At 61.3% G+C, this 21746-nt stretch carries 15 protein-coding genes; 8 read left to right on the top strand and 7 right to left on the bottom strand.

Annotated features, from left to right (window positions below; genetic code table 11):
- Nucleotides 1-8 precede the first annotated feature (8 nt).
- Complete coding sequence (locus IPP03_03365) at nucleotides 9-1112, top strand: undecaprenyl/decaprenyl-phosphate alpha-N-acetylglucosaminyl 1-phosphate transferase (GenBank protein MBL0351749.1); 1104 nt, start codon at nucleotides 9-11, stop codon at nucleotides 1110-1112.
- A 21-nt stretch (nucleotides 1113-1133) separates the two neighbouring features.
- On the opposite strand, the gene IPP03_03360 is transcribed toward IPP03_03365, so the two are convergent.
- From IPP03_03360 to IPP03_03350, 3 genes are all read right to left on the bottom strand, one after another.
- On the bottom strand, nucleotides 1134-2666 hold the full coding sequence (locus IPP03_03360; protein MBL0351748.1) for an O-antigen ligase family protein: 1533 nt from the start codon (nucleotides 2664-2666) through the stop codon (nucleotides 1134-1136).
- 17 nt (nucleotides 2667-2683) lie between these two features.
- Nucleotides 2684-3139, bottom strand: coding sequence for a hypothetical protein (locus tag IPP03_03355; protein MBL0351747.1), 456 nt, complete (start codon nucleotides 3137-3139; stop codon nucleotides 2684-2686).
- Nucleotides 3140-3223: 84 nt separating this feature from the next.
- Nucleotides 3224-4474, bottom strand: a complete 1251-nt coding sequence (locus IPP03_03350; GenBank protein MBL0351746.1) for a hypothetical protein — start codon at nucleotides 4472-4474, stop codon at nucleotides 3224-3226.
- A 281-nt stretch (nucleotides 4475-4755) separates the two neighbouring features.
- Here IPP03_03350 and IPP03_03345 point away from each other — a divergent pair, with 281 nt between their 5' ends.
- The 7 genes from IPP03_03345 to IPP03_03315 all read left to right on the top strand — a co-directional run bounded on the left by IPP03_03345 (nucleotide 4756) and on the right by IPP03_03315 (nucleotide 14733).
- Nucleotides 4756-5865, top strand: a complete 1110-nt coding sequence (locus IPP03_03345; protein MBL0351745.1) for an ISAs1 family transposase — start codon at nucleotides 4756-4758, stop codon at nucleotides 5863-5865.
- A gap of 452 nt (nucleotides 5866-6317) precedes the next feature.
- On the top strand, nucleotides 6318-8024 hold the full coding sequence (locus IPP03_03340) for an isovaleryl-CoA dehydrogenase (GenBank protein MBL0351744.1): 1707 nt from the start codon (nucleotides 6318-6320) through the stop codon (nucleotides 8022-8024).
- Nucleotides 8025-8055: 31 nt separating this feature from the next.
- Nucleotides 8056-8508, top strand: coding sequence for a response regulator transcription factor (locus IPP03_03335; GenBank protein MBL0351743.1), 453 nt, complete (start codon nucleotides 8056-8058; stop codon nucleotides 8506-8508).
- A 20-nt stretch (nucleotides 8509-8528) separates the two neighbouring features.
- Entirely contained in the window at nucleotides 8529-9848 is a 1320-nt protein-coding gene (locus IPP03_03330; protein MBL0351742.1) for a DUF1329 domain-containing protein, read from the top strand.
- A 297-nt stretch (nucleotides 9849-10145) separates the two neighbouring features.
- The gene (locus tag IPP03_03325; GenBank protein ID MBL0351741.1) at nucleotides 10146-11744 is read left to right on the top strand and encodes a wax ester/triacylglycerol synthase family O-acyltransferase; all 1599 of its coding nucleotides are present in this window, start codon (nucleotides 10146-10148) and stop codon (nucleotides 11742-11744) included.
- Between the two features lie 129 nt (nucleotides 11745-11873).
- Nucleotides 11874-13622 carry a wax ester/triacylglycerol synthase family O-acyltransferase gene (locus IPP03_03320; GenBank protein ID MBL0351740.1) on the top strand — a complete coding sequence of 583 codons (1749 nt, stop codon included), beginning with the start codon at nucleotides 11874-11876 and terminating at the stop codon, nucleotides 13620-13622.
- A 133-nt stretch (nucleotides 13623-13755) separates the two neighbouring features.
- Entirely contained in the window at nucleotides 13756-14733 is a 978-nt protein-coding gene (locus IPP03_03315; GenBank protein MBL0351739.1) for an alpha/beta hydrolase, read from the top strand.
- Between the two features lie 80 nt (nucleotides 14734-14813).
- On the opposite strand, the gene IPP03_03310 is transcribed toward IPP03_03315, so the two are convergent.
- The 4 genes from IPP03_03310 to IPP03_03295 form a co-directional block, all read right to left on the bottom strand.
- A complete protein-coding gene (locus IPP03_03310; protein ID MBL0351738.1) occupies nucleotides 14814-17198 on the bottom strand; it encodes an MMPL family transporter in 2385 nt (794 codons plus the stop codon).
- A 36-nt stretch (nucleotides 17199-17234) separates the two neighbouring features.
- Entirely contained in the window at nucleotides 17235-18209 is a 975-nt protein-coding gene (locus IPP03_03305) for a hypothetical protein (GenBank protein MBL0351737.1), read from the bottom strand.
- Nucleotides 18210-18302: 93 nt separating this feature from the next.
- Nucleotides 18303-19655 carry a DUF1329 domain-containing protein gene (locus IPP03_03300; GenBank protein MBL0351736.1) on the bottom strand — a complete coding sequence of 451 codons (1353 nt, stop codon included), beginning with the start codon at nucleotides 19653-19655 and terminating at the stop codon, nucleotides 18303-18305.
- A gap of 30 nt (nucleotides 19656-19685) precedes the next feature.
- Nucleotides 19686-21617 carry a DUF1302 domain-containing protein gene (locus tag IPP03_03295; GenBank protein MBL0351735.1) on the bottom strand — a complete coding sequence of 644 codons (1932 nt, stop codon included), beginning with the start codon at nucleotides 21615-21617 and terminating at the stop codon, nucleotides 19686-19688.
- Nucleotides 21618-21746: the final 129 nt, after the last annotated feature.

The raw sequence follows: 21746 nt of genomic DNA, 5'->3' as shown, positions 1-21746 counted from the left end.
AAGATTGGGTGGAAATCGGCATGACTTCCTTCTCCCCGTTGTGGTGGGTTTTGTTGTCCTCGGCACTATCGGCGTTTTTCGTTGTGGCGCTGATCGCGCCGGCGCGGCGGTTTGATCTGGTCGATCACCCGGCGGGCCGCAAGAATCATGCGGTGCCAACCCCGTTGGTCGGGGGAGTTGCGATCTTCCTGTCCCTGGCCCTGACGCAGTGGCTGGCCGGTTTGCTCCCGGGACAGAGCGGCAGCCTGATGTTTGCGTTGGTCATTACGATGGCTATCGGTGTGGCAGATGATGCACGCGAGATCGGTCACCGTTCGAAATTTTTTGCCCAGTTGATCGCTGGACTGCTAGTCGTTTCCGGCACCGAGGTGCATGTGATGCACCTGGGGGACATGTTTGCGATTGGCGACGTGGTGTTGGGCAAGTGGTCTTATCTTGTCACCGTCATCGCCATCATCGGTCTGATGAACGCGATCAACATGATCGACGGGGTCGATGGACTGGCCGGGACGCAGGTGCTGATTTCCCTGCTGGTGTTCCTTACCGTTGCGCTGGTTGCAGGCAATACGCGCCTGGTAATGGAACTGATGATCCTGGCGGGCGCGGTCGCAGGTTTTCTGATCTTCAATTTGCGCTCACCCTGGCGCAAACGTGCTCTGGTCTTTATGGGCGATACCGGTGGGCTGCTGCTCGGACTGCTTCTGGCCTGGTATTCGATCAGGCTGGCGGGGGGCATGAACGCTTCGCCGCTGAGACCGATTACTGCGGTCTGGATTATCGCCGTACCTTTGCTCGACATGGGGGCGGTGATGTTCCTGCGCATGACGCAGCACAAGAGCCCGTTCTATGCGGACCGGCAGCACTTGCATTACGTCTTGCTTGACGGCGGGCTTTCCGTCAGTCAGGTGGTCTGGCTGAAGGCTGCTGCCTCGGTGACGTTTTCGTTGCTGGCCACCAGTGCCCAAGCGCATGGTGTGCCGGAGGCCGCCATGTTTGGCGTCTTTGTCGCGCTGCTGCTGGGCTATATGGTGTTGCTGGCGCGCCCCGCGGTGGTCTTGAAAGCGCTCGGCTCGCTTGTTTCTTCAGCTAAAGCGCAGGATTCGAGCGGCTAGACTGGTTCGGGCGCGCCGGCGCTAGTCGGCGAAGGGATTGTGAACCTGATCGTTTGCTGGCTGCGGTTTGGCGACCGTGACCGGCGGGGGCTCGGGCCTGGCAATGACCGGTACTTTCTTGGGCGGGGTGCCAGGGACTTGCCGCGCTGGTGCTTCCGGGTGGAAAAAAACACCGGCGAGGAAGGCAAAGAAGACTGCATTGGCCGGGATATGCAGATTGAAGTCGATCAATCCGTGTAGTCCCATCAACAGAAGGGCGATGCCGGCTGATATCCGCTTGAAATCGTAGGGCAACCAGTAGTCCTCCCGGGGCCAGATTTGGCGCCAGCGCAGGAGGTAGAGTGCCAGAAATACGAGCATCAACAGCGCTGCGGGGAGCCCGCCTTCGAATAGCCACTCGAGATAGTCGTTGTGGGCATGGTTGACGAACTCGGGGACGTCACCGGGCTGGAAGCGGCGAAAGACCGTTGGGTAGGTGCCAAAACCGCTTCCCAGCGGGAAGAATTCCCGGATACCCTGAAGAGTGCTGGTGTAAACGGACCAGCGGTAGGGGTCGGACGCACCTTGGCTGGCGAAGCGTGCAAGAACGGGAGCAAGGCCAATTTCCAGTACCAGTGCACTGCCGATGACCATGAAGACAGTGATTATCCGGCTGGAACGCTTGCCGCCAACACGGCTGCCAAAGACCAGAGAACTCAGGAGAATCCCCAGCATGGCCAGCGCAATGCCGGTGCGTGAGCGGCTGAAAACAATACCAAGAAGAATCCCCAGGCCGGCAGCAGCGTAGAGCGCAACCAGATTGAAGCGGATCCCGCTGCTGAACAGGCGGGAGATGCGTTGCCGGATGCTTGATTGCTGGATAGGGTGGAATTTTTTGCCGCCACCCAACTGGAGATGTGCGATGAGCAGCCCCAATACCACCGGCAAGGCCATTTCAAGCAGGCCGGCGAGGTGGTTGGAGTTTGCATAGGTCCCATTGGCGCTGACACTGGCGAACCGGGCGCCGGGTTCCGGCCAGAGTACGGATAGCGACCCGGTACCGAACTGGGCGAGGCCAATGATCGCCTGGAGCAGGGCCAGGCCGATGAACAAATTGACCAAATACTTGAGGCGTTGTTGGTCCGTGGCGAGCGTGGCGAGAAAGACGGCGATCGGGACCAGTAGCGTCAGCCATGCGGCCTCCGTCACATTCCGCAAGAGTGAAGCCACCCGGAAATCCTGCGTTACGCCCACGCCAGACATGGCCTCGGCGTAATACCGTCTTCCGGGAAGGTATTCCCAGAGCGACATGGGAATCGGGATCAACTGGATGAGCGGCAGTGCCACGAGCACCGTAAGTGCTGCCAACAGGGTACGGGGGAGCTGATTGCCGAAATGTGGCCGGGTCAGCAGCAGGCACAACAGGACGACAGCCGCCGATTCGAGGATGATCAGCGGCAGTGGGCGGTTGCCGCCCTTGATCAGGGGAGCAAATGCCAGCAGCGCGGCGAGAAGAGCGACACCGGAAAAAGAAAGCCCTGCTTCGCTGGAAGCAGGGCGGGCAGATGCATGCACTGCGTTGGGTCAGTGAATCATTGGCCGCTGATCGGCCGATTGTCCGAATTGTTGTTGTTGCTGTTCGCGCCTGCCAAGAGTGCGCCGCCGGCACCGATAATGCCGACAATCCACAGGCCCTCTGGCAGAGAACCACCGGCCGCCACGGCGCCAGCCGCTGGTTCGCTGGCCAGCACGGCAGACTTGGATCCAAGCTTCATGTCGATGACGAGAATTTTGTTTTCTTCGAGGACAAGCTCGTATCCGTCAGAGAAGATGACTCTTGCATTGGACTTGTCCAGTGTGACGATGCGGTCGCCGTCGACGAGCAGAGTGCCTGCCTTGGTTGAAACCAGGCCATTTCCCTTGTTGACCAGAACCTTGCCATTCGCCTCAGTCACTTTGGCGACATTGGCAGGATCTTGCGCGTAGGCAAAACCAATGCAAAGGCAAGACAAGGTGAGGGCAGATGAGAATTTCTTGAAACTGTTCATTGCTTTTACTCGGGAAGTCGTTTAACTGCTTGTCGATTGAGAAAATATTTTTTGCAATGAGGATTGGAGCATGCTTCGGCCATTTCAGTCAAGGCGCTGCCGGGTCAACGACAGGTCATCGAACCAGATGGCACCCTTGGCCTCGAAATCGAGTGCTGACCGACCGGCCAGTTCGAGGCGAATTGTCTGAACGGCACAGTCCTGCCGTGGAATTTCGACAAGAACAGAGAAATGCGTCCAGTGATCACTGCCGCGAAAAGTCTCGCTGCTCGCCAGCGGGGTTGCCTGGCCATGACAGTAGATCGACCAGCGGACGCCTTTGGTTGCCTCCAGATGGTCCGGGCGCACGCGCCCGCGCAACAGGTAATTTCCAGGGTCGAGCATGAGATGCTGCCGGAGGTTCTGGAACTGGATGCGCGGGCCCCGGAACAGGACACGCAGCGCCTTGCTGCCGTTGGCTCCGTGGGTGGATGCGGTCTCGACGACGGCCTGGCTACTTGGCGTGATAATCCAGTCGAAGCCTTTGTTGCTGATTTCTGTTTCAAAGTCACCGTTGAACAGATTGCCGATGGCGTTCAACTGATCCTTGCGCAGGCTGTTGAGCCAGGTGATATAGGCATCTATCCACAGGCCTTCCTTCTGCAGGCGCTCCAGGTAAGCCCGAAGGCTCGCGGGGGGCATGGGGTTCGGGCCGCTGGCCTGCATGGCGGAGAGTGCGCGCAGGGTGTCGATATGGGTTGCGTTGCCGGCGGCGTAAGAGAAGAAGTCTGTCCACCAAACGAGCGGTTGCAGCAGTAATCCGGAAAACGTTGCCTCGCGCGTTGCCGGGTCTTCGGCGAGTTTTAGGAGATCGGGGAATAGTTCGCGACGCAGCGAGTCGCCGTAGGTGAGCACCACATTCAAGTGCTTCATCGCTCGGGGAATATCGCTACGACGCATCCAGAAACCCGCAGCTTCGTATTGCACATCGACACGTTGCGGCGCCATCCGCACCGCGGTCTCGATGGCATTTTCCGCTGTCTTCAGATCTCCCCCGGCTTCGTGGATTCGCGCAATTGCTGCGTAACTCGGGCCATCCGCGGGATTGCTCCGTACCGCAGACTTGAGAAGCGTTGAAGATTGGCCGGAGTTTTCCTTGGCGGAGCGAAGCGCCTCAAGGTAGAGCGCATCAGCACGGCTGGCGTCCCAGAGAAGCGCTTGTGTGGCTGCATTCGGTTCGTCACCCTGAACCAGTAATTCAGAGATATTGATGGCAACGACGCGCCAGACGACAAAAGCAGCGGCAAGGCCGATCAAGGCCAGTTTGGCAATGGTTATAGGATGATTCTTGAACACTTTTACGGGTGAAACCGGAATCCTCGGGTGAACAAATTCCCTAACGCCAGCAATGAAAATCCAGCGTCGGCAGAAACGAACTTGGCAGAAATAATTGTTTAACGAAGAATATTAACATTTGCTTCGTCTCCGGCTTGACCGGCGCGGGCGAATCGCGCGGCAATCGCATGAATGCCACTGTCGTAGACCCTCAAAAATAGTCGTTGACGATCAAGGGCTTACGAAGGAGCTGTTCACAGCTCTCTGATTTGTGTAGTTTTCTGTCTTTTTGGAGTTTCTCCATAGCGACAGGAAACACGGTTCGGCTGTTGGATATCTGGGTTGGTGTGGGTGATCCGCGACAGATGAAGAAGGTCGAACACAAGCGGGTGGAATTGCTGGTAATTGCCGTCTGTGCTGTGCTTTCAGGAGCGGATACCTTCGTCGAGATCGAAGCCTGGGCGAATGAGAAGGAAGCCTGGCTACGCCAGCATCTGACGCTTGAATACGGTATTCCCAGCCATGACACCTTCGGTCGGCTTTTTGCGGCGATTGATCCCGATCAGTTCAGCGCTGCCTTTGTGCGCTGGATCAGCCAGGTCTTGCCGACACTGACGAACGGCGAAGTCATCGCCATTGATGGCAAGACCAGCCGTTGCTCGGGAGGCGTCGACGCCACGCCCCTGCCTCTGGTCAGCGCCTTTGCCGCGGGCGCTGGCTTGGTACTCGGACAACGGGCAACCCCCGCCAAGTCGAACGAGAAGACGGCGATTCCCGAACTGCTGGCGACGCTGGCGCTGGAAGGCTGCGTCGCGACCAATGACGCCATGGGGACGCAAGCGACGATTGCACAAGCCATTTGGGCGCGGGGAGTGGACTATGTTCTGGCAGTCAAGGACAATCAGCCGATGCTGGCCGAATCGATCAAGGATTTCTGGCAGGCCTTTGAGACGGCGCCGGACAAGACAGCGCATCAGGCTCACGACGTTGTCGAAAAGGATCATGGTCGCCTGGAGGTGTGTCGCTGCACGGTATTCAATCAACTGGACTGCTTGCATGCCCCTGAGCGTTGGCCGGATCTGCAGTCGTTTGCGGTCATCACCACCGAGCGCACGGTCCGTGGAAAAACCTCGTATGAGCGGCGTTGCTACCTGAGCAGTCTGGCGCCGGATGCGGCCCGTCTGAATCTCGCTGTCCGTCAGCACTGGCGTGTCGAGAACAGCCTGCATTGGTGCATGGACGTCGTCTTTGGCGATGATCAGATGCGCGCTCGCACGGATCATGCCGCGCACAATCTGGCCGTCCTTCGCCAATTCATCCTGAATCTGCTTCGCCTCGCCCCAGTTAAACGCAAAGGTGGCCTCAAGGTGCCCCGCCTTATCGCCCCTGCTTGCGATGCGTTTCGCGAATAACTCCTCGGTCTTGTATAAGATTCATGCAATTGCCCTGGGGCGAATCGGCATGACCGTGTCCATATGGTGAACCTGTTGCTGTTTCCCAGTGGAAAAGGTCATGCGCTGTCGGTTCAGCCGGTCTTCCCGCGATCGCGGTTCCCGCACTCGTCATTCACGGTAACCTGGACGCGCCAATCAGGGCGTTTTTGTGCTCGATCCGGGTGGCCGCTGGCCCGATATGAAGTTCCGGGGAAATGCCTCAAGGCTGCCAGCATCGGTTCGGGGAGACCCCACTTGCGACTCGCCAGGATCTGCTACGCGGCGCGGTTGAGGATTCGGCGTAGCGGGAGAGGCCGGGCAGGACGGCGCCGCGCTGTTCAAGCTGCCTCGCCACGGGGTATATTTGGAGCTTGGCCGTCGCCGCGTTAGGCGCGGCAATTACCGGACGCTGTAAATGTTTGGAGACGGCAATGAATCAAGACGATCCGGCAGGAATTGAGTCGGCTGCCATCGCCGGCGATCGCTATCTCGTGCAGACGCATGAAGTTCTGAACCAGCCGGAGGCGCTCGTCGACTACAACCTGTACGCTAGCGATCGCGCGCTGCGGGAAGCCGTCGACACCCAGGGGGGGCAGGCGGCGGAGGCAGTGTTGCAGGTGTTCGGCGCCAAGCTCGGGTCCGCCGATTTTCTCGCGTTGGGCGAGCAGGCCAATCGCTATCCTCCGGAACTCGATACACATGACCGCTTCGGGCACCGGATCGACCTGGTGCGCTTCCATCCCGCCTATCATGCGCTGATGGCGACGTCGCTGGAAGCCGGCATGCACGCGGCGCCGTGGCGGCATCCGGAGCCTGGCGCGCACGTGGCGAGGGCGGCGAAATTTTTCATGATGTCGCAGGTCGAGGCCGGTCATTGCTGCCCGGTCACGATGACCTTTGCCGCGGTGCCAGCGCTGCGCCACCAGCCGGAACTGGCCGCGCTCTGGGAAGGCCGGATCACCGCCGACGGTTATGACCTGCGCAATGTGCCGGCCGACCAGAAGGCGGCGCTGACCATCGGCATGGCGATGACCGAGAAACAGGGCGGGTCGGACGTGCGCGCCAACACGACGCGCGCCTGCCCGATTGGCCGGGAAGGTCCGGGGCAGGCCTATGAACTCGTCGGCCACAAGTTTTTCGTCTCGGCGCCGATGTGCGATGCCTTTCTGACGTTGGCCCAGACCGCCCGCGGCCTGACCTGTTTCCTGCTGCCGCGCTGGCGCCCGGATGGGTCGAAGAACCCGATGCAGATCCAGCGCCTCAAGCGCAAGATGGGCAATGTCGCGAACGCCTCCTGCGAGACCGAGTTGCGCGGCGCGCTGGCCTGGATGGTCGGTGAGGAGGGCCGAGGGGTGTGGACGATCATCGACATGGTGGCGATGACGCGCTTCGACTGTCTGGTCGGTTCGAGCGGCGGCATCCGCGCGGCGACGGTACAGGCGCTGCATCACTGCGGGCAGCGCCGCGCGTTCGGCAGGCGGCTTGTCGATCAGCCGCTGATGCAGAACGTCTTGGCCGATCTGACGCTGGAGTCGGAGGCGGCCACGGCGCTGTCGCTGCGGATGGCGCGGGCGCTCGACAACGAATGCGATGAAGGCGAAGCGCTGCTCGTCCGGCTCGGCACCGGACTGGGCAAGTACTGGGTGTGCAAGCGGATGCCGCAGCACGTGGCCGAGGCGATGGAATGCATCGGCGGCAGCGGCGTCATGGAGGATTCGCCAATGCCACGCCTGTTCCGCGAATCGCCGGTCAACGCGATCTGGGAAGGCAGCGGCAATATCCAGTGTCTCGACATGCTGCGCGCGATTAATAAGACGCCGGCCGTGATCGACGCCTATTTCGCCGAGGTGGACCTGGCGCGCGGCGGCAATGCCGGGCTCGACCGGCATGTCGCGACACTTCGGGCCGACCTTGCCGACCAGCGGGATCACGAATTCGTGGCGCGTGATATCGCCGACCGTCTCGCGCTCGGCCTGCAGGCCAGCCTCCTGGTGCGGCATGCACCGGACCGGGTAGCGGATGCCTTCTGCCATTCACGGCTCGAGCGCAGGGGTCATGGCCAATACGGCAGCCTGCCGCGCGGAACCGACTGCGCCGGCATCATCGAGCGCGGCATGGTTCAGGAGCGCGGGCGGTGACCACGGTGGAGAAGGGAATCTGAAGGCGACCGTGCGCACGCTGCCGGTCACCCGGATGGATGACGGCCGCCGCCTGATGATTCCGGAACTGGCTGCGGCGGCTGGTCTGATACGAAGCATCGTTAATGGCGGGCCGGAGGTTGGCGCCCTGATCGACAGCGCGCGCAAAGAGTTTTCAGGCCAGGCCGGGCATGCCGTTGTCTCCTGCTACCTGAATTGGCTGGCCAGTGCTTTCGCGGTCAGCCGGAAAGGGCGGAAGGTTCGTCCCCTGGCTAATATCTCCGGCGCCCGCCCGTTGACAGCGCACGAGATTGATGTCATGCCGCTGATTTCCATGGGGCAGTCGGACAAGCGGATTGCAGCCGTTCTCGAGATCAGCCCGGAAACGGCCAAGTTGCTCGTCCAGAACATCTTCATCAAGCTGGGGGTCGATAACCGGATTCAGGCGGTCACCAGCGGTCGCGGGCAGGGATACTTCGCCTGAGAAACACCCTGTATTCCCTGATGGTGGCCGTGTTGGCGGCGACCGCTGCCATCGGCGCTCATGCCCAGGCACCTGCGGCAGCTGGCAAGCTCGGGCGCGAGCTGACGCCGATCGGAGCCGAGCGCGCCGGCAACGCCGCGGGAACGATTCCCGCCTGGAGTGGCGGTTTGATGGCGCCCCCGGCAGGATGGCGTCCGGAAATGGGCTACATCGACCCGTTTCCGGAGGATGTGCCGCTGTTTACGATAACCAGGGAAAACTGGACGAACCACCGGGAGCAACTGATGCCCGGGCTCGTCGCCCTGCTTCAGAAGACCGAAGGCTTCCAGATGCCGGTGTTCCGTACACGCCGGACGGCCGCCTACCCCGCTGCAGTGATGGCCGAGGTGGTCAGACAGGCCGGCTCGGCGGCAATCGAAGGGTCGGCCGTGAATCTGACGACTTACAACCCGGTGCCCTTCCCGGTTCCCGGTACGGGGCTCGAAGTGATCTGGAACCACTTGCTGCGCTATATGGGGGGCGGCATCGAGCGCACGACCCTGGCCTTTCCGGTCCGGGCGTCCGGGGACTATTACCGTATCGGCTTCCATTCGCGCCGGATCTACGAAACCAACATGGACAAGAAGACCGAGAACCGGCTGTTCGTCGCGATGGGCGACTACACGGAACCGGCCACCTTGCTGGGTACGATCTTTCTTGTCCATGAACCGCTCAATCAGATCAAGGAACGCCGCAGCGCCTGGGTCTACAATTTCGGCCTGCGCCGTGTCAGGCGCGCACCCGATCTCGGCTACGACGGTATTCCGGACGGCTCGGAAGGAATGTTTACCGCCGACCAGATCGACGCCTATAACGGCTCTCCGGATCGTTTCGAGTGGACCCTGGTCGGCAAGCGGGAGCTTTACATTCCCTACAATTGCTACCGCATCGGCCAGAAGGATCAACGCGACGAGGACATCATCCGCCGCGGGTCGGTCAATTCCAGCCTGATGCGCTACGAACTGCACCGCGTCTGGGTGGTCGAGGCCAAGTTGCGGTCGGGGCAGGCCCACATCTACGGCAAGCGGGTCTTCTATCTCGACGAGGACAGCTGGAGTGTCGTTGCCGAGGAATCCTACTCGACGCGCGGCGACCTCTGGCGGGTCGCACTGCACGGCCTGATCCAGTACTACGATGTGCAATTGCCCTGGTACAGGCTCGGAATCTTTCATGATCTGACGGCGGGCTCCTATTTCGTCGGCGGGCTCGACCATGGGATCAAGAGTCCCATCCGTTTCAATATCCGGGGCCAGCTTGTCAATTTTCAGGCGGACGCGCTGCGGCGCGCCGGGACGCGGTAGGTGGCCGGGAGCCGCTGAAAGGTCGGCTTGGCGGTTCCCGGCCTTCGCGGTGGGTGGCGCAAATGGCAATTGCATTTCCGGAGCGGAAGGGCAAATGTTTTCCCCTTTCGTGTATAGGGTTTTCCTTCTATTGTTGGCCGATCTGGTGTAGTAAGCTTCTCGCAGTCGGCCGGTCCTTGGTGACGGGTTGGGTCAGCCTCTCAGGTGCTGGAGTGGAGGGGGTGACGGAGACTGCAACGATGTCGGCGCTAGCCGGCGCCCGATGAACGAGTTTCTTGTCCACTTTCCGAGCTATCGATGAAACAACTTGGCGGTCTAGACGAACTCTTCTTTGCCATGGAACGCCCCAACCAGTGCATGCACGTGGCGGTGCTCGGGATCTACGATCCGAGCACGGCGCCCGGCGGCAGGGTCAGGCTGCGCGACATCATGTCGCACATCCGCGAGCGGCTCGATGTCTCGCCGGTTCTGCGCCGTCGGCTGGTTCGGGTGCCTTTCGATCTGGACCGCGCCTACTGGGTCGATGAGGCCGAGGTCGACCTCGAATACCACATTCGCCACATCGCGTTGCCCAAGCCCGGCGACTGGCGGCATCTCTGCATCCAGGCCGCGCGTCTGCATTCGCTGGTGCTCGACCGTTCCAAGCCGCTCTGGCAGATTTACGTCATCGAAGGAATAGATAACGTCGAAGACGTGAAGGCGGGAAGCTTCGCCATCTACATGAAGTTCCATCGCAGTGAAGTGGACGGCGAGGCGAGCGCGAAGATCCTGCGCGCCCTGCATTCGCTGATCGCCATGCCGGAGCATAGCCATGTGTTGAAAAAGCCGTTCTTTGCCGATGCCGTGCCGACTCTGATCGAGTTGTATGCGCGTTCGCTGAGCAATGCCGTGCCACGAGTGGTGCGCCTGTGGCACGCAATTTCGACGGCAGGCGTGAAGATGACGTCGCTGGCGTCGCGAGCGCTCTACAAGCGGGTCGCCGGGGGAACCTTGCGCGAACGGCTGCTGGATGAACTGGCGTTGCCGCGGGATCCGGTCAAGACCCGATTTGCCGGCTCCGTCTCGTCGCGGCGTGTCGTCGAGGGTGTCGGCTTCGAAATGGTGAAGGTTCAGCGCGTGCGCAAATGGGTCAGCGGCGTGACGACCAATGATGTGTTCCTGGCCACGGTCGGCGGTGCCGTGCGGCGCTACCTGCAGGAATCCGGTGATCCACTGGGGGCCGGCGTGGCAGCGGCAGTGCCGGCGTCGCACCAGGACATCCTCCCGGGCAGCGATCAGGGGAACAAGCTGAACCAGCATCGCGTGCCGTTGCATGTCGAAATCGAGTCCGGGCTCGCGCGTCTGCGCGCCATTCGGCAATCCGCGAGTGAGGCCAGACAGACCGCGGACGTGATCGGTCACGATCTGTTGCGACAACTGGCGGACGAACTGCCGACCCGCATCACCTCAGCGGTGGTTGACAGCCTGCTCGGCGATTATCTGAACATCGTCGTGTCAACCGTACGCGGGCCCGACGTGCCCTTGTATCTTGCCGGGGCGCAACTCGACCGTTTCTACCCGATCGGCGTCGTCAAGAACGGCGTCGGGCTCAACATCACCGGCTTCAGCTATTGCGGCAACCTGTGGGCGACCGTGGTGTCGTGCCGCAAGATGATGCCGGATCCCGAGGTCTTTGCAAACTTTCTCAGGGAGAGCTTCGCTGGTCTGGTGGCGGACGTCGATCGCGAGGAACTGGCCAAGCGGAGCCAGGTCGAGCCGGTCCCCGCGTCGTTGCGCGCGCGCAAGCGGCGTGCGCCGGCGACGGTGGCCGGTCAGCCGACGGACCCGGGTACGGCGCCGCATCATCCGGTCCGGGTGCGGATTTCCACCAAGACAGCTCCTTTGGGGAATGCCTGAGAAAGAATTTGCGTTTATTCCGGCTGTTCGGCGAATCGTGAATACACTCAAGGCAACAGGATACGGCGCCTGCCGCGCTCTCGTCGGCGCAATTGAATCGAGTCAAGATATTTGCCTTGGGGAAAAGCGATGAAACATCTCTCCGGTCTCGACAATCTCTTTCTGGAGATTGAACACGGAAACCAGTTGATGCAGGTGGCGGCACTCGGCATCTATGACCCGTCTACCGCGCCGGAGGGGGAACTCCGGTTCAAATCGGTACTTAATTTCTTTCAATCCCGGATGAAGCAGACCCGGGTTTTCCGGCGCCGCCTCATCGCAGTGCCTTGGGGACTCGATCGACCCTACTGGATCGATGATACCGATGTCGACGTCGAATACCACGTCCGTCATATCGCGCTGCCGCAGCCCGGCGACTGGCGTCAGTTGATGATTCAGGTTGCCCGGCTGCACTCGCGCTCACTCGACAAGTCGAAACCCCTGTGGGAGGCCTACATCATCGAAGGCCTCGACCATGTTCCCGGAATCGTCCCGGGCAGCTTCGCGCTTTACATAAAGTTTCACCATGCCGCGGTCGACGGCGAGGGAGGGGTTGAAATCATCCGTGCCATTCATTCACAGTCGCGGACGCTGGATCCGGAAGCGGACGAGGGCGGGAACCCGGTCGCGATCATCGCCGATCGCTACCCGACGATTGTCGAGCTGTGCGCGCGCGCTGTCGGCCATCGCGCCTGCCAGGTTCTCGATGGCGCGCGGCTGATTGTCGATCTCGGCAAGCGTGCGGCAGGTGCCGGTGTCGACTTCGTCACCAGCGGCAAGGTGCTCGCTGTCGGCAGGAAGATTGTCGCCAGCCGCCCGGGGTTGGCCGAAATGGCTGCGGAAATGACCAGAAATCACAACGAGAAGTTGCACCTGAGGCCGCATACGCGCTTCGATGGCAAGATATCCGCCCACCGCGTGGTCGATGTCGTCGGCTTGTCCCTTGTCGACTGCAACAGGATTCGTCAGCAATTCGAAGGGGTCACGATCAACGACATATTCATGGCGACGGCCAGTGGCGCGCTGCGCAAGTATCTCGAACTGAAAGGAGAACTGCCGGGCGCCAGCCTCAACGCGATGATGCCGATAAGTACCCGGGGTGAGTACAAGGGTGGCGACGAAAGCAACCGGGTGGCTATGACTGCCTTGCCGCTCCGTACCGATATCGCCGATCCGCTCGAGCGGCTCCTCGCCGTGCGCCAGGCCACCAGCCTGGGCAAGTCGGTTTCGGCGGCGCTCGGGAAGGATCTTCCAGCCCGGCTGGTCGAGGTGCTGCCAGCCTTCCTTGTCGAGCAGGTCATGCGTTCCGCGCTCGTGCCGTTGGTCAATGTCACGGTTTCCAACGTGCATGGTCCGGACGAGGCACTTTATTTGGCGGGAGCGCGGCTGCAGATGTTCACGCCGGTTTCCATTGTCATTGACGGCGTTGGCCTGAACCTGACTGGGCTGAGTTACAACGGCACGCTGTGGGTCTGCTTCGTTTCATGCCGCAAGATGCTGCCCGACCCCTCGGTGTTCGTGCAGTGCCTGAACCAGAGTTTCGACGAACTGGTTGCCGCTGCCGTCGGCAAGCGGAAGTCGGGAGCGGAGACTGGGGCTTCCACGCCGCGGACGCGGCGAAATGTTGCCGCGACACCGGCGGCCCGTGACAAGGCGGTCGCGGTGGCGCAGGCGCGCGACGAAGCCGCGACGAAAGCGCCGCTTGGGAATAAGCCGGCGGTGAGGAAGCCGGCGACAAGGAAAGCGGGCGCCAACAATCCGGCACCGGGCGTGGTGGCGGAGGTTGCGGAGATTGAAACACCACCGGTCGCGGAACTGGCCACGCAGGATAACCGCTGAGAGCGGAGCGACGGTAACCCGACGCCGGCCAGACGGCCCGGGAAGAACAATCTGAATATCCCGCCGCTGGCCAGATAGTCGGCGGGAATCTGGCTGGCGTATCCGGCGTCGGCCCAGGAGCCAGGAGACATGCATGGATTCGGAATTTGCCCCGAAGATTTCGGCGCCACCCTATTACCGCCTGATTCCGCACATGGGAAGCGAGTCGGCGCAGTTCATTATCGACAACCTGCTACGTTTCTCGTTCAAGCGCATGAGCTTTTCGAACGATTTCATTCATGAGTTGCGCAAACGCATCGCCACGGTTGACCACAATCTCGGACAACCGGCCGCGAATGTCCGGATAACCCGCCAGGATTGCGACGAAGTGCGGGCCGAGTGGCTGGAAGTGCCGCAGAGCCGCCTCGATCGTGTATTTCTCTATCTGCACGGTGGCGCTTTCTGCTTCCGCATCCCCCGCACCCAGTCGGCGATGATCGCCCGCTGGTGCCGGACATCAGGCGCTCGCGCCCTGATGCCGGTCTATCGGCTGGCGCCCGAACACCCCTATCCAGCGGCTTCCGACGACTGCCTCGCGGCGTATCGCTGGCTGCTAAACAACGGCCATCCGGCGGGCAACATCGTCATCTGCGGGGATTCAGCCGGCGGCAACCTGGCGCTGGTGACGCTGATGCGCGCCCGCGCCGAGGGTCTTCCGCTGCCGGTTGCCGCGATTCTGCTCTCGCCGGCGACCGACTTCTCGCTGAGCGGGCGCAGCGCCGCGGTCAACGAGGCGAGCGACCCCATGTTTTCGGTGGCCATGCTGCGCTGGTTCGGCGAGATGTACCTATCCGAGCCGGAATTGCACATGACGCCATTAGTCTCGCCGTTGACCGGCGATTTCACGGGCCTGCCGCCGATGCTGTTCCAGGTCGGCAGCAACGAGATGCTGCTCGACGATTCGACGCGGGCGGCTGCCAAGGCGCACGGCTCCGGGGTCGATGTCCAGCTCGATGTTTTCGATGGCATGCCCCACGTATTCCAGGCGATAGGGCAGTTGCCCGAGAGCAAGCTGGCGGACAAGTATGTTGCCGAGTTCCTTGAGAAGCGAGCCGGCTGGGGGCGTGTCTGATGCGCTTGCCGGGCGCTCCGTCGTGGAATGAAAACGCGGCGCGAACCGCCGGTTCACGCCGCGTTTGATGTCTCCGCCGGTCAGGAGGCCTTCGTCTTCCGGTTGCCGACCAGGAAGGCTGCCAGCGCCGGCAGCAGGAGAATGGCGCCGAAGACGTTGACCAGGAACATGAATGCCAGCAGGATGCCCATGTCCGCCTGGAACTTCAGATCCGAGAAGGCCCAGGTGGCGACCGACACGGTCATCGTCACCGCCGTGAATACCGACGCGGTGCCACGCTGCTTCAGCGCCTGGACGAAGGCGTCACGCAGATTCAGGCCGATATCCATTTCGTGCTTGATGCGTTCGAAGAGGTAGATGCCGTAGTCGACGCCGACACCGACACCGAGCGCTACGACCGGCAGGGTATTGACCTTGAGGCCGATGTCGAGCCAGGTCATCAGCGCATTGCACAGTACCGTCACCAGCCCGAGCGGCAGGATGATGCACAGCGTAGCGGGAACCGAGCGCAGCATGAGGATACACAACAGAGCCACGGAACCGAAGAGGGCGAGGTTGACCCACCTGTCGGCGGCCGCCACCGTTTCATTGGTGGCAGCCATGACGCCGACGTTGCCGCTGGCCAGACGGAACCTGAGTTCATCGGTGTCGTACTCGCTTTTGAACGCCTTGATCTGATCGACGACGCTGGCAATGGTCTCAGCTTTATGATCGCGGGTGAAGATCGAGATCGGCATCGCGGTGCACGTCGAATTCATCAATTCGTTGCCGAGCCGTGTCGCGAAGCCCACGCCTTGGGCGATCTGGGCCTTGTCCTGAGGCAGTGCCTGCCACTTTATGTTGGTTTCCGCGTAGGCCTGGGTGACAATATTGACGAATCCGGCAAGACCGCGAACCGCGGCCACGCCGTCGTTCTGGCGGATGCCCAGTTCGAACTCCTCCATCTTGTCCATCACCGTGCGATCGACGCACGGCGAGTCGGCACCCTTGGCCTCGGCGATGACCTGCAGGACATCGACGCCGATTGCAAAGTTCGAGGTGATGATGCGGACGTCCTCGTTGTAACGGGAATTTGGCCGCAGTTCCGGAACGCCGTCACCGAGGTCGCCAACCTTGTGGTCCTTCGCGACATAGAGGCCGATGCCGAGCGTGACGAGGGCGATGGCGATGGCGACGGCGCCGCCCTTCGGAGTCGCGAGGACGCCAAATTTTTCCCAGAGGCGGTCGGCGCTGGCTTCATGGCCGTGCATCTTCCGCGTCTGTTCCGGAGAGATCTTCCGGTATGACAGAAGGATCGGCAGCAGCATCTTGTTGGTGACGATCATAACGGTGACGCCCAGCGTCGCGGTAATGGTCAGTTCCTGGACCATTTCGATCTGGACCATGCCGATGACCATGAAGCCGATGGCGTTGGCCAGCAGGGCGACGGCGCCGGGAATGAAGAGATTCTCGAAGGAAAGCCGTGAAGCCTTGATGCCGTCGGCGCCGGCCATGGTTTCCTGTTTCCAGGAACTGGTCATCTGCACTGCGTGCGAGATGGCGATCGAGAAGATCAGGAAGGGCACGAGGATCGACATCGGGTCCAGTGTGAGCTTGAAGATGGGCAGCAGGCCGAGTAGCCAGATCACCGGCACAACGGCGCAGATGAGGGCGTACGAGGCGAGAATGCCGGACCCCGAGTACCAGTACAGGAGGGCGGCGGTAATGACGAAGGCGATGCCGAAGAAGACGATGACGCCAGCCGCACCTGCGGCGATGTCGCCAACGGCTTTGGCGAAGCCGATGATGTGGACCGTGACATCCTTGTTTTCGGTTGCCTGACGGATTTCCTCGAGTTTCTTGGCGACTTCCTGCAGGTTGAGGCGCTCACCGGTATCGGGGTCCTTTTCCTGCAGGGTGGCGACGACCATGGCGGCAGTCCTGTCGGTGGCAACGATGCGGCCGCCCCAGTCGGACTTGGCGACGTTGTCGCGTACGCCCTTGAGTTGCTCCGGCGTGCCGGCAAAGTCCGCCGCGATGATGTTGCCACCCCGGAACCCGTCCTCGACAACTTCGGTGTAGCGGACATTCGAGGTGAACAGCGAGGTTACCGAACTGCGCTCGACGCCCTTGATGTAGAACACATCCTCGGTAACCTTGCGCAGGGTTTCCATGAAGTCCTTGGTGTAGATGTCGCCATTCGTTGCCTTGACGGCAACCAGGATCTTGTTAGCCCCACCGAAGTCGTTCTGGTACTCCAGAAAGGTCTGCATGTACTCATGCTTGAGCGGGATCATCTTGGTAAACCCGGCGCCCACCCGCAAGTGGCTGGCTGAATAGGCGAGGGCGATGGTTATCAGTATGAACAACAGCAACAACGGCTTGCGCAGGTGAAAAATCCAGTATGACACCTTGCCTACCCACGTGTTGCTGAACTCGTGGGCCTGCAGGCCGATATCACCTGTCTTTCTGGAATCTGTCTTCACGCCATGCCTCCCGGTCGCTTCCGTCGTGGGTATTGCTTACTTGGCCAGCAGGGTTGCCGGCACCGGGGTGATTCCGCGGTCGCCAACGACCAGCAGTTCGCCGTCGCCGCGTTTGAGGACGTTTGCGTACCCCCGGCCTGGCAGATCTTTCACCTCGAAGGTCTGGCCGTTGTCGCGACTGATCGCCAGCTTGCCGGAATTACCGGTGAGCACGACCATGCCGTCGTCGAATGCCCGGCCGCCGTTGAAGGCGACCTTGGTGTCGGTCTCGACGTTCTTCCATGTGCAGCCGGCGTCGGTCGAGCGGAAGACGTTGCCGCGCATGCCGAAGATCAGGGCGCTGCCATCGGCAGTCCGCAGACCGCCGAAGAAGGAGCCTTCATATGGCGAGTCGACCTTGGTCCAGGTCGTGCCGCCATCGGTCGACCGGGCGATGGTTCCCGATTCGCCGACCAGGACCAACGCTTCGCCGAGCGGGATGACTTTCGCGATGTGCCGGTCGAAGCCTTCCTCGACCACGTCCTGACGGGTCCACGTGCGTCCTTCGTCGGTTGACTTGAGAAAGAGGCCGAAGGCGCCGTAGGCAACCAGTGTCCTGGCATCGAGCACTGTCACGCCAAGCAGAGCGTCGGTTCCGGCCTCCGGCACCTCGACCGGCATCCAGGTCTGGCCGCCATCCTCGCTACGAAGGATGGTTCCGCCATGGCCAACCGCCAGCCAGATCCTGTCATTGAGCGCGGTAACCGCGGTCAGCGTGCGTGTCGATGCCGTGCGCTGACTTTTCCAGTCCACGCCGCCATCGGTGGAAACGAATACCGTCCCGCGCGCGCCGACCGCGACCGCACGCTGGTTAGCGCGGAAGGCATCGAGCAGAAGGATCCTGTCCTGCTTCATCGGGACTCTCGATACCACGAGGCGAGGCTTCTCATCGGCCCACGCAGGCAGCGGCGGTGTCACGAGAACACTGGCGAGGAGGGCCGCAAGTGGCGCCGTCATCATCATTTTTTTCATCGTTTACCTTCCTGTTCGCGAAAAAAAAACGACCATCGACTGCTCGATGGTCGTCAGTGCTGCGCCCTCGGCATCAGGGCGGCAACCGGACGGTCAGCGAGTGCCGCCAGCGCGGCGCAGGGCGTCTGCCTGAAAGTCCGACCACTTGGCCTTCTTGCCGAAAACGATGGGCTGCGAGGTCTCATTGTCGAGGTGGGTGACCAGGTAGTTGCCGTTGCTCAGATCGTGCCACACCTGGACGTTGCTCCAGGGTACGAGGGCATCGTAATTCTGGCGCAAGCCATGAATGCCGACGCGCCAGAGGTTGCCGCGCGTGTCGTAGGAATCCTCTTCGAGAACATTCCAGCTGTCCTCATCAAGGTAAAAGGTGCGTTTGCCGTAGATATGCTTCTGCCCTGCCTTCAGCGTCGCCTCGACGACCCAGACGCGATGCAGTTCATAGCGCATCAGGTCGCTCTTGATCGTGTTCTTGTCGATGATGTCGGTGTACTTGAGCTTCTTGTCGCCGATCTTGTACGTGTTGTATGGCACGTACATCTCTTTCTTGCCGACCAGCTTCCAGTCGTAGCGTTCAATGGAACCGTTGTAAGCGAGATACTGGTCGGTCGTGCGCATGCCTTCCGTGCCATCGGCGATATTGTCGAAAGCCAGATCTGGCGCACGGCGCACGCGACGCAGCCCCGAGTTGTAGATCCATGCCGAACGTGAGTCGTTGAGTTGGTCGATCGGCTCATGAACCAGATAGTTCGTACCGTCGAGGGTCGCCGGCGAGGTGAAGCGGCCGAAATAAGCGAAACCCATGTTGCCTTCCTGCGGCGGCTCGAAATTGGCGGCGGTCACCACGCGGTCGACGAAGGTGACCTTGTAGGTATCGCCATTGGCGCGTACCGGGAACCAGACATAGGTACGCTCATAACCTCCACCCATGTAGCGCAGGAGGTGATTCTGGATCGCTTCCTGGCCAGTTTTGGGAACCGGAAAGGGCACGTTGGAATGCAGACGGCCGATGATATGGCCGTCTTTCATCTCGATTCTGGGAGCTTCGGCCCTGATCAGGTCGGTGGCTGTCTTGGGCAGCGCCACCGTGCGATGCGCCGGGTAGACCGGCATCGTGAAGTTCGGGTACTTCTTGAGCAATGCCGTCAGACCCGGGCTGAGCTTCTCCTTGTACTGGTCGGCGTTGGCGCCGGTGATCGTGAATAGCGGCTTCTCGTTGGCGAACGGGTCGATGTAGCCCTGTTCGGGCTTCCAGCCGGTCGGGGGCGTGGTCAGGCCACCCTTCCATTCGGGGATGGAATTGTCGGCGTTGCCGGCGCGGATGGCGCCGGTCGGCGTCAGGTCCTTGCCCAGGCGCTCGATATCGGCCGCCGAGGTGCCGGCCAGCGCGGCCCCGCTCATCAGGCCGCAGCCGATCGCAACAGTCACCAGTTTCAGTCTTAAATTCATGGGGTTGTCTCCTTCAGTCGATTATCGGTGTCAGAACGTGGTGCTGAACGCAAGGCTCAGGTAGTCACGGTCCTTGAACGGGTCGTACTTGGCATTGTCGAGGAAGGCCGTGTAGCCGAGGTCGATCGTGTACTTCTTCTGGTAGTCCGCCCGCAGGCCGAGGCCGAGGATCATGCGGTCCTTGATAAACTGCGTATCGACCGAGTAGCCGTTGACGTCATGCGACCAGAAAGCCGAAGGCGTCAGCGTGAAGCCGGTGTTGAAGGCGCCCGTGTAGTCGAGCGACGCCTTCAGGCGATAGCCCCAGGCCGTGCTGGTGGCGTAACCGTCGTTGTTGCAGCCGTTGCGCTGCGGGTTCCAAAGCGGACTTGCCGGGTTGCAGGTATTGCCGGTATTGAAGGCGCCAGCCCCACCGCTCGACCCCAGTCCAAAGATGAAGGCGCGGCCATAGCGGATCCCTTCGCGTTCGGCCTGGTCGTTGGTATTCGATGCCCACTGTCCGGCGATTTCGGCGATAAATACGCCCTGCGTCGCCCCAAGCATGCTCGGCAGGATCTTGACGGTATTGACCTGCAACTGTGTCTTGCGAAAGCGGTCATAGCCGTGCACTGTATTGCCTAAGCCGGCCGCTGTCGCCGCCCTCGTCCGCGGCGCCATCGGGCCGACGCCAGCCGTGGCGCTGTACAGGATGTCGTTGCCGTTGACCTGCACAGGCTGGTTGGGCGTATAGCCCAACTCGGCGCCGACCGACCAGCCGGCGATATTGGTCGACAGCGTGGTGCCATAGATGTTGATGCCATCAGGGTATTCCCAGAAGCCATATGCAGACTTGACCCCAAGAGCACCAAGTGCCGCTTCCTGGGCGGCCACCGGATTGACAAGGGTCCGGAGTTGTGCCGGTGTCCTGCCCCAGGTTCCGGTGTAGGCGGAAATGATTGGCGTCCGTGAATTGATGCGCATGCCGTACAGGCCCCACTCGGAGTCGATGGCGTCGATTGGTATGCGGAACGCAGCGCCAAACTGGCCGGTGTTCGAGCCATCCTTGCCATTGGTCAGGGGGAAGAAGAGGCCAGTCCGCAACAGGGTCGGGGTATCAAACTTCTGGCCCGGGTAAAGCGCGGTGGTTACCCCGGAACAACTGGTTCCGCGATTGGCATCGGTGGTGATCGCGAATTCGACCGGCGAATAGTAGCCGCCGCAACTGTCGACCAGGCTCTGCTCCCACTTGAGTTGATAGAAGCCTTCGAGCGATGCGCCGCCGCCGAGGGCGATGTTGGCGTCGATGCTCCATACTGGCAGCAGAGCCTCCTTGACTTCGGTGCCCGGCTTGCGTAGCGCCGGCAGGTTGACCGGGTTGAGCTGGTTGATGCCCTGGACGAAGAGGCTCTCACCCCAGTTTACGACCTGGTTACCAAGGCGGATCTGGAGCGGGGTGCCGACATCGAAGGTGTTGTAGACGTAGGCGTCGAGCAGCGCGATGCCGGAGTACTTGAGCAGGTCCGGCTGGCTGCTGTCGGAAAGTTCCTTACCTTTGGCATAGCCGTTGTCGGCGTTGCCGTAGGGTCGGTTCTTGTTCTCCATGGCGACGTCGTACCAGGCCTTGACGCGGATGAAGGCACCGAGGTCGCCCTTGCTGATTGCCAAGTCGGAGAGGATCTGTAGCGGGGCATTGACCACGTCACCCTTCTCGTAGTTCAGGTTACCGGCGTCGGTGGCGCTGCCGCCCGATCCGCGCTTGCCGTCGGTGAGACCGATGCGCGCGCCATCCGGCTGGCTGTACAGTCCGGCGTAGGGCCTCGTCATCCGCCAGTTGGCGCCGAATGAAATGGTGTTGTTCCAGCTGCCCTTGACTCCGTCCTCGAGCTCGAACTCGAATGCCAGGGCGCTGCCGCTGAAGGCAATCAGCATGGCGGAAGCCAGTGCGGTGCGCACGGGCAGGCGTTGCATTGCAGTCTTGTTCACTAGGGTCCCCCTCCGGAATTGAACTGTAAGTCGCCGCAGCAGGCAATGCAATTACGGATTGATCAAGCATTTGGCGCGCAACTGATACATATATATCGAAATCCAGTGGCGAGTCTAGCGGCAACAGCA

The organism is Candidatus Dechloromonas phosphoritropha (assembly GCA_016722705.1).
Lineage (GTDB): Bacteria > Pseudomonadota > Gammaproteobacteria > Burkholderiales > Rhodocyclaceae > Azonexus > Azonexus phosphoritrophus.
This window is presented reverse-complemented; position numbering and strand designations above follow the sequence as displayed.

Bases quoted from the DNA above. Each gene is read 5' to 3' on its own strand.
- IPP03_03355 (MBL0351747.1), bottom strand. From the start codon at position 3,139: ATGAACAGTTTCAAGAAATTCTCATCTGCCCTCACCTTGTCTTGCCTT.
- IPP03_03340 (MBL0351744.1), top strand. From the start codon at position 6,318: ATGAATCAAGACGATCCGGCAGGAATTGAGTCGGCTGCCATCGCCGGC.
- IPP03_03330 (MBL0351742.1), top strand. From the start codon at position 8,529: ATGGTGGCCGTGTTGGCGGCGACCGCTGCCATCGGCGCTCATGCCCAG.
- IPP03_03325 (MBL0351741.1), top strand. From the start codon at position 10,146: ATGAAACAACTTGGCGGTCTAGACGAACTCTTCTTTGCCATGGAACGC.
- IPP03_03320 (MBL0351740.1), top strand. From the start codon at position 11,874: ATGAAACATCTCTCCGGTCTCGACAATCTCTTTCTGGAGATTGAACAC.
- IPP03_03315 (MBL0351739.1), top strand. From the start codon at position 13,756: ATGGATTCGGAATTTGCCCCGAAGATTTCGGCGCCACCCTATTACCGC.
- IPP03_03305 (MBL0351737.1), bottom strand. From the start codon at position 18,209: ATGAAAAAAATGATGATGACGGCGCCACTTGCGGCCCTCCTCGCCAGT.
- IPP03_03300 (MBL0351736.1), bottom strand. From the start codon at position 19,655: ATGAATTTAAGACTGAAACTGGTGACTGTTGCGATCGGCTGCGGCCTG.